The organism is Sporosarcina sp. FSL K6-2383 (genome assembly GCF_038618305.1).
Lineage (GTDB): Bacteria > Bacillota > Bacilli > Bacillales_A > Planococcaceae > Sporosarcina.
The window spans coordinates 2,245,996-2,261,324 of sequence record NZ_CP152017.1 but is presented as its reverse complement, the minus strand read 5'-3'; the positions used below and the strand labels follow the sequence as shown (position 1 = coordinate 2,261,324).

Below are 15,329 nucleotides of genomic sequence, written 5' to 3'. Positions count from 1 at the left end.
AGTGAAAATCATCAACTGCTTTGTTTCATTATATCGTATTAGCTGAGTGTTACATCATTTATTACCGTAATCATTCCTTAATATAGATAGAACAAGGCGACCACTCCTATTTTTGAGAGTAGTCGCCTTGTTTTGCTATGTTCTAATTTATTTACTTTGTTCAAGATATTGGTAAACTGCCATCATTTCTTGCTTATTCAACTCACGAATACGTTTGAAAATTTGAAGGTCTGCAACAGCCTCAAGGTGTAAGCCTTGCGTAACAACTTCACTTACTGTCCCCGTTAGCCATGTATGCACGACTATGCCCTCGACGATTTCCTTACATCCTTCATCATTAATGCCCGTCTCATGACAGCTCACACAAGGGATCGTCAATTTAAATACACCATCGTGGAGATTATCTTCTGTAATGACTTTCTTCCCCTTACAGAAAGGACATGGATGACTCTTTTTAATTTTATTAATGAGTGTGATTATTTTTTTATAACCAAAGGCTTCGTAGACATATGTCAGCTTTTTGTATTTCCCATTGGTGAAATACTTATCAATAATCGTTTCTCTCGTTTCAGTGATATTGTCAAAATCACAGATAGTCACCCGATTATTCTTGCTGATTGCTTCGATATTGCTGCTAATATGGTCCCAGAATGGCAAAGCATTTTGTAAAACCATTTCATAATGAGCGAAGCTTCCCTGCTCCAGTTCGAACATTTTCAGCGCGACCTGTGTTTCTCGAGGTAACAGAGACACATCTTCCGTCAACGTTATATCTCCGCCGACAATGGCTTTCAATTTTTCTAGTCCCTGCAATTTTCCAACGGTTTTTATCACTTGATCAATAGGCTGCTGAATAATCTCACGAATATCCGTATCGCCAAATTTTAGCGCTTTATGATGATTGAGTACAGTTCCTTTACACACTTGACAGTAAATCATTTCTTTAGATTCTTTTATTTGCTCTTTAATCATCGATTTCGATACAAATATATAGCGCCCAATGATGAGGTTAAAGCCTTCCCAAGTCCTCCGTGCCTTGCCTTCTTTATCATAAAACGACTTTTCCCAATACCCATACAAAAAGGTATGTTTTTCTTCTTCCGTCATATCATTAAAACTTTTACTAATATCCTGACCAAGCTCATTTTTAATTTCATCAAAGAGGAATTGCAATTTTGGATATTGGTAGTATTTTAATACCTCCATCACGTCTGGATGCAATAGACCATCCCAGAATGGTACGGTTTTGTCCTGAATAACAATATCTATATCAAATTTTTCAATCACTCGGCGACCCGAGCAGGATGGACAATGATTATCTTGACGATAAAAATCGAAGCTATTCGTATTTTTATTGGTCGGATGCGCTGCCACAATGTGGTTGATCAAGCCACCTATTTCATAGAGAAAGCTATATTGACTGTACAAATGACGTTCCAGGTCAATCGCAATGACAGGCGCAATGGTGTCAGATTCATATTCACCATAAATCAAACGAGCCATGGAGGATAAGCTTTTTAAGATGCCACCCTTATAGATATTTTCTGCATGTTTAAAATAGACAATCTGATTTTCTGTTAAATAATGAACGCCCGTTTGTTGATGAATCGTTGAAGTAATTTGCACAGGAGCAACAATAACCTCACTGTTTTGTCCGCGATAATACTCTTCATGACTGACAACATCAAGACGCTCTACTGGTGCAAGCTGTCTTTTACCAAAATCAACGATAAAATCGGAGTTTTCCATCATATAAGCATTATGTTCGATCATGATGATGGAAACAGATTCATCCTGCAAAATAACCCTAATACTATCGATGAATTGATTTAAAATATTTTGTGATAACCCTTTGGAAGGCTCGTCAAAAATAAACAGCGTATGGGGATTGCGGGAGTTAGCAAACAGCTCAGAAACTAAATGGACACATTGAAATTCACCCGTCGATAAGGACTGTGTCTTTCTTTCCAACGTTAGATAACCAAGACCAAGCTTAATCAATAAACTCAAGCGTTTATGGGCGATGTCCTCATTTGGCAATTCATCAATAATATCTTCAATCGAGCGCTGAAAAATAGCATCAATGTCTTCACTATACTTTTTGAGTTTCTGTTTAATATCAAGAAACGTCGCAACCGTTGACCGACTCGTAATCGATTGGTTTCGATTTTGTCCAACCATAACGAGTTTATCTTTTGGATAGCGCTTCAGGAAATCTTTGGAGATACACTCATTGACAAGAGTTGATTTACCACAGCCGGACTCCCCGGTAAAAGTAACAAGTCTGTTTTTGGGAATCTGAATTTCAGGCATTTGAATATTACGACAGTAAAGATCGTGGAATTGATAGTATTCTGTTGGCGTTGCCGGATTTCGTTCCCAAGTAATTGGTTTTGGACGTGGCGATTCTTCAACAATTTTCCCACCGTATTTCCCACTGCCTGGTCCAAAGAACAATTGTTCATCCGTTGCATCGAGTACCGTGTCAGAATGATCAATGAGCCAAATTTGATTTTTATAGCCCAATTGTTGAATCTGTTCTAAAATTTTCAATAGCGTTTCGTGATCAAGACCCACGGAGATTTCATCAATAATAATCACGGTATTTTCACTGGTAGCCATAAATTCTGCCAAGTACAGTCGTGTTAATTCTCCACCTGATAATGTCCCCATAATGCGATTTAACGTTAAGTAGCCAATATTCATATTGATGATATTTTGAAGAATATGTTGTTTCGCTTCACTAATATGTAAAACTTCCGCAAGTGAAAGAATGGATTCAACGCTTAAGTTGTTGATATCAGAAATACTATGAGGTTGACCCAGTAATTCTATCGTATTTTGCTCAACATCTGGATTATAGCGCTTGCCCTCACACTTTTTACATTCGATATTTTTCATAGTACCTCGCCCTTTACAAGCTGGACACCAGCCTAATTCATTATTAAAGGAAAAAGTTTCTGGAGAAAGATTAAATTTTTCAGCGAGTCGCATGCGGATGTCTTTAAAAACGCCCGTATGTGTGCCAATCGTTGAACGTGGATTGGACGAAATGGCTGACTTTCCAAGAAAAAGTACTAGAGGCATGTCCTCCATCTTGATAGCACTAAAGTTGGTCTCCATAATAGTAGGGAATAAATACTGATATTCAGCCTTTGGTAATAAGGAAACGAGGCGTTTCTTAGATTCTTCCCCGATTGTTTGACAAAAAGTTGTTTTACCAGATCCAGATAGACCAGCAATGCCCAAAGATTGTTCTACTGGCAATACAGCGTCTAATTGGTTAATATTGTTCGCAATTAATTGATTGATATTCATCGTAACATTCTCTCCATTCCTACAAGCAGTATTGCCATGTTTTCTACATTATAAATGAAAATGGTACTTTCCGCATTCAGGTGAAGCGTCTTAAATCCTTACCTTCACTTGATACAACCGCATGGCCATCAAGTCTCCCTCATAGTCGAAAATCCCCTGTTCGATTAAACAACGAAGGCGGTACTCAATCCATTCAATCCCCCTGTATTGCTCCATATGACCACACACTTCACCGACAACACGTGCAGCTTTAATAAAATCGAATGTAGCTTCTTCCGCATGCATCCTTTTTACACAGTCGATAATGAAGACGTCATCACGATCTATGTTCGTATTATGCCGGAGTTCATTATCCTCCCATGTTCGAATGTGGTAGGATTCATCAGATAGCATGCTCCAGCCTTCCTTACATAACACCTCTCGCTGTGCTTGCCTCACTGGCCTCATGTCACAGTGCTCGTAAAAAAGTAATAGCTGCTCACTGGAAAGCTCACGTGATGTCTGCGGGTAATCCTCCTTTGCCAATGCAGGATATGTATGGAGTTCATGAAAAGCTGCAAAGGTATTGAGGATGAAAATGGTATTCCATTTATCTTTCAGCAATGCGAGGACAAGGCGTAATCCAGTTTGTTCATGTGCGTTATCGCCCGTCCAAATTACAATATCTTGATAGGAGGGAATCGCTTTGATTCTTTCAATAACATCCATCATTCCCGGCAAATATGTATCATGTTCGGCATCTGGCAATCGATCTTTCAACCACTGAAAACGCGCTTGAATCCCTTTCATTGTATGCAAGTCTTTCACTGGACCAACCGATAACATATCGGATAACACAAGGACCTCTTCAGTTTCCTTATAAGCATTGTCGTGAAATGCAACTCGTAAGCTACCTGCTGTCGAATCATCAAAAACAATATGTACGGTTTGTGCCTGACCAGCTGGTGATGCGATCATAAGCGATTTTTTTACTTCGCGTAACTCATTGACAAACTGTGCTGACTCATTTGTTTCAGCTTGTAAAAACAGTTGAAAAAGCAATGATTTCGCTTCTGGTTCGCTTAATTTTGTAATGGCTTGTTTGAGCTGGTTGGCTTTGTCCAATTAGATCTCCCCATTTCTAAAGTGTAACTAATCTCATACAAACAACACCATATGCTCTTCATCATAATAAGTATCACCTATTTTTAATGCCTTTTTCTCTGAACCAAAGACCTCAAAGCCTAATAAGGCATATAGTTTTTTGGCAGGTTCGTTTGTCGTCACAACTGTTAAATACACCTGTTCTACGCCTGCCCAATCGTTTGCTACCTGAATAGCTTCTAACATTAGAGACTTGCCAATGCCTAATCCCCGTTGCTTTGGAGAAACATACATAGCGATAATATTTGCGCGATGTTGGAGTTTAGTCAAGCTCTCTCTAAACAACGTAACCACTCCAACAAGCTGATCATCTACAAAAGCCCCTAAAGTAATGGAATCACTAGATTGAAACCTACTTATGTATTTTTCAACTGGGTGATCCTTCTCTTCTTCATAACTTGAGCCAAATGCCTCGGGATTATTTTGCAAAGCCTTCAATCTAATAGTTAAGTAAGCTTCGGCATCTAAGGGATTTAAACGTCTAATTTTCATGTAATCGAGCTCCTTCTGACAGCTACAAGGTCCTTTAATTGTGCTAAATCATCAATAACTTCATCGGCTTGCGCTAGCTCGTCCTCCTGTGCAAAATCAAAATGACAGCCAATTGCTAGTAAGCCATTGTCTTTTGCTGCTTGAATATCAGACAAACGATCTCCAACGACAGCACCTTGTTCTACCGCATACTTATCGACGATTGTACGAACCAAATCTGATTTGTTTTGTGATTCAATTTGTTGGATACTAAATGTTTCCTTAATCCAGCGATCTAACTTGTAATAGTCGACGATTGCTGCTAAATATTCCGGCAGACCATTACTAGCAATAAATAGTGAATAGTTTTTTGTTGTCAGATAGTCTAAGACTTGCTCCACGTTTGGATACAGTGCACCCTTACCTGTGCGGATGTTTTCAATTAATTTCTCAAGAAAAATAGCATTTACTTTAGCGCGTATGTCATTCGTTTGATTAGGCAGTAGGGTCTCCCAAACCACTTGCAAAGGTACGCCCATAATCTCGCGATACTCCTCAACGGGTGCTTGTTTATCCCATAGTCCACTGGCCCTCAAGTAATGAAAGGTTTTTTCCAATGAAATTTCTAATATCTTATCTGTTTGAAATAATGTGCCATCCATATCGAAAATCATTGTATATGACATAATCCTTTCAACCCCTCAGTAAAATAATAATAAAAATTTCAAAATAGTTCTTGTTGTCTTATAATAAATCTATCACATTTTACCATACGCTGGATGCTATGCGAAATAAAAAATAGTGAACTAGTCGCCAAAGGAAACTGTAATGAAAAGGACTATCAATAATCCGATAGTGCCTGTTAAGCCGCGAGTAGATTGTTTAGTCAGATAATTTTTTAATCAAATAGGTACAAATTTGTTGTCAGAGATGTTTTTTAAACGTATACTAAAGATATAGTTTGAGTAGAATAAAAAAGACCGTCCGGAACTGGAATTCCGAACGGCCAATGTAATAATAGGTTCCCTACAAGGGGGATCGACACTTATGGAGTGAGAATAACCCATCCCAATGAGCCCTAACTCAAGGATGGGTTATTTTTTATGGTTAAATGTGAGCATCAATACAACTAATGTCGCAAAAGCTACCGCGAACATTAATGATTCAAATACTGACATTGGCATCACCCCCTTTCGTGGGGAGTGAGCTGACCATCCTTGAGTCACCTATTCTATTACCTTACCATTATAGTACACGTATGTTCTTGCAATCTATCGTTAGTCCATTGCAATATTATTAGCGCATTTTGTTTGCTGCAGTTTCACTACCATTTTTCTTTATTGGCCGTATCCAACATTCGTCACTTTCCATAGTTCACCACATGCTTCTTCATGATCATTACCTTCCTATACATATATTCGTAGACAGTTCAAAAATAGTTTGAATTAGTTTAATACATTTTTTAAACCTAGTTATGATTGTCATTATAAATAAAAAAGCACACCGCCTGTGAAAAGCGATGTACGGCCATTCATTTATCTCGACAGAATTTACATACCTGTACGGTTTTAGTTGAATCTGATTTATGGGCATACAATAACTTGACTCTTTTCCGACTACACAAAGGGCAATCGCCTCGTCCATTAGATGGCAGTCGGTTTAATACTTTTCCACGATTTCTTTTCGCCACAGTCATTCACCCCTACTGTAAGTTTGTTTATTCTCTCTAGTAGATGTTGGGTTTCTGAAAAGATTGACGGTATAATGAAGTCAAATTTGAAAAAGTAAAGGTGATTGTTTATGACGTTAGAAATACATAAGGCAAAACTTTGCCCACTCTGTCAAAAAAATAATAAATGTGGGTTGACCAGCAATCCTTCAGCAGGAGTATGTTGGTGTTTTAAAGCAGGCTTTCCAAAGGAAATTTTCGAGTTACTGCCAGATGAACGTGAAAAGGTTTGTATTTGTGAAGTTTGTTTGGTGGAATTCAAGTCTCAAAGTACCATACATTAACGTACCTCATTCAGATTGATTCGGGTCGTGATAATGACTAGGAGTACTTATGAGAAATACAATTAGGTACGCACATAAGCACCTTCTGTTATTTGATAACTGGAAAAGCTGAAAATTAAATAACACTCTTGTTTACATAATAATATTATAAGACATTTTCATTTCAATCAAGAGCGTCTACTAGATCTTTCATTTCAAAAATCTACTAAATTTTCTAGCAAACTTCGAGATTTCTACGTATAATATGTTTAGATGATGATTATAGTAAAATGACCGCCCGATGCGCCAACATCGAACGGTCCATAAATAAGGTACTAGGTTCTTTTTTCTGGAATCGGTATCGCCGATAAAATAATCCACTTGGTCGCTAAACTCATAAGTGGATTATTTTTTTTGAGAGATTTTCTCTGCTAGTCCAATAACCGCAACAATTAATGAAGAAAAACTTATCATCAGTACAATCGTCTGGAATATAGTCATTTGTAATCCCCCTTTCAAATTCCAACAGTTTACATTCTCTCCCATAATATCTCGCATACCATATTTCAATTGCTTCAAACAATAAAGTTTTCTATGAATAAAATACCTAGATTTAGAATATGTTAACTAAGACTGCTGGGTATGCTTGAAATCATGATTAATGAATGGAAAGCCCCCTCTCTTTTAAGATTGCAATCACTAAAATCCCTGAGAAATCAAAAGTTGCTTATTCTAATCGATTCCCCTACTTCATACATACGTTCTTGAAGTGCTTTTCAGAACAACTTTCCCTTTAATTAACAATTAATTCTGTGAATCCATATCCTATGCACTAATAATTTCTCTAAATGAATAGCTGCAGGAAAGCTTTCCTCTATTCCCTACTTCTAATAGCTACAATAATCCAATCAATAATAGTATTATGTTAACTAAAATCCTGTTTCATTCCCTCATTTTACGCTTTCGGTATTGCAGTCTCCTTTACAATTGAAGAATTAACTCGCAGTATTCACTAAATAATATGAAAAAGATAAGGAGTGAACTACATGCAGATCCATGTGGTACGTCCGGGAGAAACATTATGGTTGATTTCTCAACGGTACGACATCCCAATGACTGAAATCGTCATGGCGAACGAGTTGGAAAATACGAACAAGCTAGTGCCAGGTATGGCCCTTGTTATTCCAACATCATCTGGGACTTACTATGTCCAGTCTGGTGAAAACTTGGCGGAAATTGCGCAACGCTATGGTACAACCATTCAAGAAATTGTACGGGCAAACCAACTTCAAAATCCAAATAGGATTGTAGCTGGTATGCGTTTAACCATTCCTATCCATAAACCAGCAATTGATGTGAACGCTTATACCATTAACACAGGAGAAACGGGTGCCAGGGAGCTTCAAGAACTAGGTCGGTATTTAACTTATTGGATGCCCTTCGTCTATAGTGTGCAAGAAGATGGTAGTTTATCTACGCTCGATGACACAGCTATGCTCCAATCTGCTGCGGCTGAGCAAATTGTTCCTGTGATAGCAATCACGAATTTCAGCGCAACAGCTGCTGGATCGGGTCTTGCACATACGATCCTATCAAGTCCTGAACTTCAGGAAAAGGTATTAACGAATGTTCTAAACGTTATGAAAGAAAAAGGGTATAAAGGATTAAATGTAGATTTTGAAAATGTATTTCCTACTGATCGTGAAAACTACAATCAATTTTTGCAAAGGGCTGTTGAACGATTGCACCCTGAAGGCTTTTTTGTCTCAACAGCACTAGCGCCTAAGGTTAGCGGTGAGCAACAAGGATTATTGTACGAAGCACATGATTATGAAGCACAAGGAAAAATTGTTGATTTTGTTGTGTTGATGACCTATGAATGGGGCTATCGATTTGGTCCGCCACAAGCCATTTCCCCACTTAATCAAATAAAGCGGGTGCTGGATTATGCAGTCACAGTTATTCCGAGGGATAAGATTTTCTTCGGTTTTCAAATTTACTCACGTGACTGGCTAGTTCCCCACGAACAAGGACAGGAGGCGGAAACGTTTAGTTCGCAAGAAGCTATGCGCAGAGCCATTCAATATGGTGCGACAATCCAATATGACCCTATCGCTCAGTCGCCGTTTTTCCGCTATACGGATGCCCAAGGGAGAAATCACGAAGTATGGTTTGAAGACGCTCGTAGCGCCCAAGCAAAGTTTACGATGGTGAAAGATTATAACTTACGTGGAATCAGTTACTGGGTGCTCGGCTACCCATTCCCACAAAATTGGTTGTTACTTGAAGACAACTTCACCATCCGAAAAAGGGTATAATGTGATTGTCAGTGCGGAAATTCAAACGTATAATACTGATATAGATTGAATAATCACGATAAAATATACACTTCTATTTGGAGGAGATTTTTCATGAAAATAATCGGTCTTATTGGTGGTATGAGCTGGGAGTCATCGGCTGAATATTATCGTATTCTGAATGAAGAAGTGAAAAATAGAGTAGGTGGATTGCATTCAGCGAAGTGTGTTTTATTTAGCGTAGACTTTGCTGAAATAGAACGTTATCAAGTCGCTGGCGATTGGGAAACCGCCGGCAAAGTATTAGGTGACGCGGCGCAATCTTTAGAAAAAGCAGGAGCTGAAATGATCGTTCTTTGTACAAATACAATGCACAAAGTGATTGGCTACATTGAAGAACAGGTAAATTTGCCAATTCTACATATTGCCGATGCTACCGCTACGCAAATTCGACAAGCCGGAATCAGCAAAGTTGGGTTACTTGGCACGAACTATACAATGGAGCAAGATTTTTATAAATCACGTATAGCGTCTAGAGGTATTTCAGTTTTAATCCCCAATCAAGAAGAGCGCAAGGTTATCAATCAAGTCATTTTTGAAGAATTGTGTTTGGGCAACGTACAACAATCATCTCGGGATTATTACAAAAAAGTAATCCAACAATTAGTTGACGAAGGTGCTGAAGGGATTATATTGGGCTGTACGGAAATTGGTTTATTAGTTAAGCAAGAAGATGCGCACGTACCATTGTTTGACACTACAGTAATCCACGCTGTTGAGGCTGTTAATCGAGCGTTGGAGGAGTAATTATAACCAAACAATGCCATGCAGTTGTCAGAACCCTATTTCCAGCGTATAATAAGCTGTAAGATAGATGATAATAAAAAAGATCGTCCGATGCGCTAACATCGAACGACCAATGTAATAGCAAGATCCCTACAAGGGAAATCAGCTGAATGAGGAATAACCCATCCACTCGAGCCGTTCAACTCAAGGATGGGTTATTTTTGTTTAAACGTCAGAATCAAGACAACAAATGTTGCGAAAGCTATCGCGAACATTAATGCTTCAAATACCGACATTGGCATCACCCCAGGCCCGCACGATGCGGGTCATGCAGACGTTGCCACAGGATGTGGCGAACTTAGTCTGCCATCCTTTAGTGAGCCGACCACCCTCAAGTTACCTATTCTATTACCCTTCAATTATACCATACGTATGTTCCGTGATATATAATAAATGATAAACTGAACAATCATTGCCCAACTAACGCCCCAATAATTAAACATACCTCCATTAAATCCTCTACGACATAATCAGCCTTAACATCAGCCCACTGCGGATCTTTCTTCCAAACACCTAGCATACCAACGTCTTGAGAAGCTTTCACATCATTTTCCGGATGATCGCCAACAAATAGACATGCCTTTGCAGGAACATTGAGCTGCTGTAATGCTTTCTCAAATATCCGAGGATCCGGTTTTTTAATACCTTCAGTCTCAGATATTAAAATTGTTTCAAAATAATGCCCAATGCCGAGCGCTTCAATATTATCCATCTGGAATTGCCCTTTTCCATTGCTGATGATTCCCAAGGGGATAGATTGATCGACAAGCGATTGCAGCATTTTGTGAAGGTTTGGAAAAGGAACACAATAATGTTGAAATTGTTCTACATAATCTTGCAGTAATTGCTCCCACGTTAACCCGACTATGTCAAATTCAGCAACCATTTGTTGATAGACTTTGTCTTTCCAAACATATCCACGATAATCTAATTCGATAAACCTGAGGATGAATTCCTCTTTTCCAATATGTCCAACATACTCATGTAAACGCTCATACTGTGAATCGATAAATCGCTCGATAGATGCGTCTCGATTTAATAATGTGCCATCTAGGTCAAATAAGGCTGCTTTAATCATTCCCATACTCCCCCATCTGTATTTATCAGTAAATTCAATTATACAGTTATAAGGGGAGAATAATACTGAATGTTTTTAAGTGAACTCAAGTAGATCTTTAATAACCCACTACCCCATGACTAAAACCCAGCCTCTTCACCCACACTACAAAGGACATGACCGAAAGGAGTCCTTTAATTGAAACAGCAAACACAGCCAAATCCCACACAAATCGACCAGCAATTTCAAACACTTAAGAAACAAGCGCTTCAAACGATGCAGCAAGCTGTGCAAACATTACAGCAAAGTAATACAACCAACGACTTACAAGCCGTACAACAAGCCCAGCAACAGCTCCAACAGGCCTCACAGCTCATGAATCAGATGCAAGGCATAGCCGTCACCGAGTCGACCACGGCTATTCAGCAACAACTCGAACAAGTTCGCCAACAAATTGAACAAGCAGCACAAACGTTACAGCTCATTCAATCATTAAACAGTGGGAATAATAGCTTCAAAAAAGGGTAAAAAAAACCTATCATCGGCGAATTTCAATTCGCCGATGATAGGTTTTTATTTGATTGTAACACACTTTTCACTGCTTCTTTAATCTCCTGATACCCTGTACACCTACAAAGATTCGAGGCTAGCCATTCGTCGATAGTCGCATCGTCTGCATCGGGATGTTGTTCAACAAGCGCATGACAGTTGGCGATGAATCCTGATGTACAATACCCACATTGAATCGCCCAATTATCGACAAACGCCTGTTGCAACAGTGAATCTTTTAATCCTTCATTCGTTGTAATCGACTGGTGCACGGTTTCAATCGTTAAGGAAAGACATGAATGCATCGGTTGCCCGTCGACGATGACTGTGCAAGCTCCACAATCCCCGTTTTCACAAGCCGGTTTAGCAGCGGTTAGCCCGAGTTGCTCGCGTAATGTGTAGAGCAGCGTATCGGCGGATCGTATAACAGCGCTGTGAGTTTCTCCATTGATGTGTAATTGTACGATTTTTTTTGCTGAATCATTTGAAGTGATCATCCATTTCCCTCCATGGCTTCCAATGTATCTGTTAATACATTTTTTAAGACAAATTTACGGTACCCTGCAGTTGCGTGGATATCCTGCACCACTGGACCCGGAAGATGATCAATTACCTGCTTGATTCGCTCCTCTTTGGAAATGCTTGGATCATTTAATAACGTCTCAATTTTTTCTGACCTAAATGGAAATTCACACACGCCACTGAAAGCTGTCCGAATCCGTTTATCCTTCTCTAATGCTGCTACGGTTACAATTGGGTACCCTGTTTTCGACATTCTTGTCCGCTTGATTGTACTAAAAGGCAAATCGATATAGGATTGGTCAACATGGATTTGCACAAGGAGCTCGCCTTCGTCTAGCCCCTCGTTTAAGATTTGTTCCAAAGGAAGAATCTTCTCGCCTCCCTTTCCCCCAATCATTCCTTTTGCATCCGCTAATAAGAAAGGCAAAACGCCTTCTCGATAGATGAAGTGACTATTGACATTGCCCCCAATCGTGATTTTATTTCGTGAAGTATGATCTGCTATGCGTTGCACCGTCTTACCCAATAAAGGAAATAGATTGGATTCCACAATAGTTGTCAGCGAAACCGCTGCCCCAATGATCAATTCAGCTCCAATGACCTCTAATGTCATACATTCAGGAATCCCTTTAATATCAATCACCACATCTGCCCTTTTTTTATTCGTTCGAGCGAATGTAATGAATTCTGTCCCTCCAGCATAGAAGATTGCCTGTTTGCCTGTGTGAAGAGCTAGCTGAAAGGTTTCAACTGCTTCACTGAGCGTGGATGGTTTATAATAATCAAAGTCAAAGGCAATCATTGGCTGCCCTCCTTTTTTGTTTTCCAGATGAATTCTGGCGTAAGGGGCAAATTGTTTAATTCTACTTGCGCAGCCGCTGATAACCCATTCGCAAGTGCTGATCCTACACCTATCACGCCATATTCGCCAATGCCACGAGCCCCATACGGTCCATCGACGGCTGGTGTTTCGACAAAGTCAACGAGGTACTCCGTCGGCTGTTCACCAAACCGGAGCATTTGATAATTTCGTAAATCGGCATTTTGCATAATGCCCTTGTCATCAAACATAAACGTTTCACTACTCGCTAAACTCAAGCCCAAATACATACCGCCTCGCATTTGTTGGGTAGCTGTTGCGGGATTCATAATCGTTCCCCCATCCAGCACGGTAACTGCTTTTAATAGTTTGTACGTACAATCCCGTTCGTTATACGCAACCTCGATCGCTTGTGCGCCAACAGACCACCAAGGTCCAGGGTTACCGAATCCCGTCTCTTTGTCTAATGGAGTTAGATGTTTCTGTGTATGTTTGCCGACACCGACAACTTGTCCCCCAACAGTATGGCCACTCGGAAATGTATAACCTAGGGCAATAGATTGAAAGGTTACACCAAACTGCGGATTCGACTTTACAAAAACGCGTCCCCCTCCAACATCTAGATCATCCTCTGCACATTGCAGGACAATGGCTGCTGTTTTCTTCAATTGTCGAATGGCATCTTCTGCCGCTGCAAGCACCGCACGTCCCGCTAAAAAAGTTGTGCTACTTGCTACTGTTCGCCATTGATGGGGGTCGTATTGTGTATTCACCTCCATCTTCACATGAATTTTTGACATGTCGATTCCCAGCTTTTCCGCAACAATTTGTGCCAGTACTGTTTTTGTCCCCTGTCCAAGTTCTACTGCCGCGCAGTTCAAATTAAGAGAACCATCCGCTTCAAATGTAAGAACAGCAGCCGATTGGGCATTTGTTGCCGTTGATGATGTTTTCCAAAATAAACTGATTCCCTTATGTCCACCACCATCTATATCCCAGTCAATTAATTTTTTCACTCGAGTGAGGCATTTTGCCGCATCGCCAACCGTATTGGCGGTGAGAACGGTTTGAGTCGGTGTCGTATCTCCTGGTTTAATGACATTGATGAGCCGCAATTGGATTGGATCCATCTGCAACTGCTTGGCTAATTTGTCCATTGTCCTTTCAACGACAAATGTTAGTTCAGGATGTCCATAGCCCCTTAGCGACGTTGCATACGGATGATTGGTGTACATACAATATGAATCACACCAGACGTTTGGTATATTATATGGTCCCGTGCAATCGACAGCCATCGCCCTTGTAATTCCAGCAGCCTGATCCGTATAGGCTCCAGAGTCAACTAAAAACGTGTATTGACCTGCAAGTATCTTCCCCTCTTTTGTCACGCCGAGCTTAATGACTGCGTCAAGCCCAATATGACACGGCGCCGTTATCAAATCCTCTTCCCGTTCATACTGTAATTTGACCTTTTTTCCACCGACAGCTTTTGAAGCTAAATAAGCAAGTGGTTCTAATTGAACCGTTCCTTTCCCACCGAATCCGCCACCAACTATGGGCACATGCACAATAATATTGCCTACTTCAATATTGAAAAACTGATTCAATACTTTTTTGATTGTATAAGGGGATTGGGTACAGGAATGGACAGTTACTTTTCCAGCGGAATTGATTTCAACCTGCGTACTTCGAGTTTCTAACGCCGCATGATCTGACAAATTAAAGGCATATGTTGCGGTTATTGTTTCTGTGCATCCTGCCCATGCCTTGGCAAAATCCCCTTTCCGAATTTTATTGTGACTACCGATATTTGTCCCAGGAACAGGATAGACATCTGAAATGATTTTAGTATAGTCACCAGAATTGTCATGGATTAACGGTGCATCCGTTTGAAATGCCTGTTGCACAGAATTCACAATAGGTAGCGATTCATACGTTACTTTTACTTTGCTAGCGGCCAGCTTTCCTTGATGTGCATGATCCGCTACGATAATTGCAATAGGTTCTCCATAATAGCGTACCTTCTTAAATGCCAACGGCGGTCTGTCGGCTAAAAGTGGACCAATATGGAAAGGGAAAACGTCTCCCGTAATGATTGCACGCACTCCAGGTACTTTCCAAGCCTCCGTCGAATCGACCGATTTGAGAATGGCGTGGGCCTCTGTGCTAGTCACAAGTTTGGCATGTAGGATGCCAGGACCTACTAGATCACCAACATATTTGACATTGCCCGTTGCCTTATCAAGCGTATCGATTCGCGCAACAGGCTGACCAACAGTTGTTCGCGCTGTATGTTCCATTCATGAACGCCTCC

Annotated in this window: 13 protein-coding genes; 4 read left to right on the top strand and 9 right to left on the bottom strand. The window is 40.1% G+C overall.

From position 1 onward, the window contains the following. Positions 1 to 147: 147 nt before the first annotated feature. The 4 genes from MKZ10_RS11090 to MKZ10_RS11075 all read right to left on the bottom strand — a co-directional run bounded on the left by MKZ10_RS11090 (position 148) and on the right by MKZ10_RS11075 (position 5,618). On the bottom strand, positions 148 to 3,318 hold the full coding sequence (locus tag MKZ10_RS11090; protein ID WP_342505018.1) for an ATP-binding cassette domain-containing protein: 3,171 nt from the start codon (positions 3,316 to 3,318) through the stop codon (positions 148 to 150). A 90-nt stretch (positions 3,319 to 3,408) separates the two neighbouring features. Continuing rightward, positions 3,409 to 4,422, bottom strand: a complete 1,014-nt coding sequence (locus tag MKZ10_RS11085; RefSeq protein ID WP_342505017.1) for a DUF1835 domain-containing protein — start codon at positions 4,420 to 4,422, stop codon at positions 3,409 to 3,411. 33 nt (positions 4,423 to 4,455) lie between these two features. Next, a complete protein-coding gene (locus tag MKZ10_RS11080; protein WP_342505016.1) occupies positions 4,456 to 4,953 on the bottom strand; it encodes a GNAT family N-acetyltransferase in 498 nt (165 codons plus the stop codon). Then, positions 4,950 to 5,618, bottom strand: a complete 669-nt coding sequence (locus MKZ10_RS11075; RefSeq protein WP_342505015.1) for an HAD hydrolase-like protein — start codon at positions 5,616 to 5,618, stop codon at positions 4,950 to 4,952. The genes MKZ10_RS11080 and MKZ10_RS11075 overlap by 4 nt, the downstream gene beginning before the upstream one ends. 1,114 nt (positions 5,619 to 6,732) lie before the next feature. On the opposite strand from MKZ10_RS11075, the gene MKZ10_RS11070 reads away from it, so the two are divergent. Then, on the top strand, positions 6,733 to 6,945 hold the full coding sequence (locus MKZ10_RS11070; RefSeq protein ID WP_342505014.1) for a cysteine-rich CWC family protein: 213 nt from the start codon (positions 6,733 to 6,735) through the stop codon (positions 6,943 to 6,945). Positions 6,946 to 7,329: 384 nt separating this feature from the next. On the opposite strand, the gene MKZ10_RS11065 is transcribed toward MKZ10_RS11070, so the two are convergent. Further along, the gene (locus tag MKZ10_RS11065; protein WP_340737902.1) at positions 7,330 to 7,425 is read right to left on the bottom strand and encodes a putative holin-like toxin; all 96 of its coding nucleotides are present in this window, start codon (positions 7,423 to 7,425) and stop codon (positions 7,330 to 7,332) included. 545 nt (positions 7,426 to 7,970) lie between these two features. Between MKZ10_RS11065 and MKZ10_RS11060 the strand changes: the two genes are divergently transcribed. Then, positions 7,971 to 9,242 carry a LysM peptidoglycan-binding domain-containing protein gene (locus MKZ10_RS11060; RefSeq protein WP_342505013.1) on the top strand — a complete coding sequence of 424 codons (1,272 nt, stop codon included), beginning with the start codon at positions 7,971 to 7,973 and terminating at the stop codon, positions 9,240 to 9,242. Between the two features lie 93 nt (positions 9,243 to 9,335). Continuing rightward, positions 9,336 to 10,028 carry an aspartate/glutamate racemase family protein gene (locus tag MKZ10_RS11055; protein ID WP_342505012.1) on the top strand — a complete coding sequence of 231 codons (693 nt, stop codon included), beginning with the start codon at positions 9,336 to 9,338 and terminating at the stop codon, positions 10,026 to 10,028. Positions 10,029 to 10,476: 448 nt separating this feature from the next. On the opposite strand, the gene MKZ10_RS11050 is transcribed toward MKZ10_RS11055, so the two are convergent. Beyond that, positions 10,477 to 11,145, bottom strand: a complete 669-nt coding sequence (locus MKZ10_RS11050; protein WP_342505011.1) for an HAD family hydrolase — start codon at positions 11,143 to 11,145, stop codon at positions 10,477 to 10,479. 177 nt (positions 11,146 to 11,322) lie between these two features. Here MKZ10_RS11050 and MKZ10_RS11045 point away from each other — a divergent pair, with 177 nt between their 5' ends. Beyond that, complete coding sequence (locus MKZ10_RS11045) at positions 11,323 to 11,652, top strand: hypothetical protein (RefSeq protein ID WP_342505010.1); 330 nt, start codon at positions 11,323 to 11,325, stop codon at positions 11,650 to 11,652. Between the two features lie 23 nt (positions 11,653 to 11,675). Here MKZ10_RS11045 and MKZ10_RS11040 read toward each other — a convergent pair whose 3' ends face one another. The 3 genes from MKZ10_RS11040 to MKZ10_RS11030 are packed head-to-tail and all read right to left on the bottom strand — an operon-like array spanning position 11,676 to position 15,315. Then, positions 11,676 to 12,170, bottom strand: coding sequence for a (2Fe-2S)-binding protein (locus tag MKZ10_RS11040; RefSeq protein ID WP_342505009.1), 495 nt, complete (start codon positions 12,168 to 12,170; stop codon positions 11,676 to 11,678). Then, complete coding sequence (locus MKZ10_RS11035) at positions 12,167 to 12,997, bottom strand: FAD binding domain-containing protein (protein ID WP_342505008.1); 831 nt, start codon at positions 12,995 to 12,997, stop codon at positions 12,167 to 12,169. The genes MKZ10_RS11040 and MKZ10_RS11035 overlap by 4 nt, the downstream gene beginning before the upstream one ends. Further along, entirely contained in the window at positions 12,994 to 15,315 is a 2,322-nt protein-coding gene (locus MKZ10_RS11030; protein ID WP_342505007.1) for a xanthine dehydrogenase family protein molybdopterin-binding subunit, read from the bottom strand. Before MKZ10_RS11030 ends, MKZ10_RS11035 begins: the two co-directional genes overlap by 4 nt. Positions 15,316 to 15,329: the final 14 nt, after the last annotated feature.

Bases quoted from the DNA above. Each gene is read 5' to 3' on its own strand.
- MKZ10_RS11090 (WP_342505018.1), bottom strand. From the start codon at position 3,318: ATGAATATCAATCAATTAATTGCGAACAATATTAACCAATTAGACGCT.
- MKZ10_RS11080 (WP_342505016.1), bottom strand. From the start codon at position 4,953: ATGAAAATTAGACGTTTAAATCCCTTAGATGCCGAAGCTTACTTAACT.
- MKZ10_RS11075 (WP_342505015.1), bottom strand. From the start codon at position 5,618: ATGTCATATACAATGATTTTCGATATGGATGGCACATTATTTCAAACA.
- MKZ10_RS11070 (WP_342505014.1), top strand. From the start codon at position 6,733: ATGACGTTAGAAATACATAAGGCAAAACTTTGCCCACTCTGTCAAAAA.
- MKZ10_RS11065 (WP_340737902.1), bottom strand. From the start codon at position 7,425: ATGACTATATTCCAGACGATTGTACTGATGATAAGTTTTTCTTCATTA.
- MKZ10_RS11060 (WP_342505013.1), top strand. From the start codon at position 7,971: ATGCAGATCCATGTGGTACGTCCGGGAGAAACATTATGGTTGATTTCT.
- MKZ10_RS11055 (WP_342505012.1), top strand. From the start codon at position 9,336: ATGAAAATAATCGGTCTTATTGGTGGTATGAGCTGGGAGTCATCGGCT.
- MKZ10_RS11050 (WP_342505011.1), bottom strand. From the start codon at position 11,145: ATGATTAAAGCAGCCTTATTTGACCTAGATGGCACATTATTAAATCGA.
- MKZ10_RS11040 (WP_342505009.1), bottom strand. From the start codon at position 12,170: ATGATCACTTCAAATGATTCAGCAAAAAAAATCGTACAATTACACATC.
- MKZ10_RS11035 (WP_342505008.1), bottom strand. From the start codon at position 12,997: ATGATTGCCTTTGACTTTGATTATTATAAACCATCCACGCTCAGTGAA.
- MKZ10_RS11030 (WP_342505007.1), bottom strand. From the start codon at position 15,315: ATGGAACATACAGCGCGAACAACTGTTGGTCAGCCTGTTGCGCGAATC.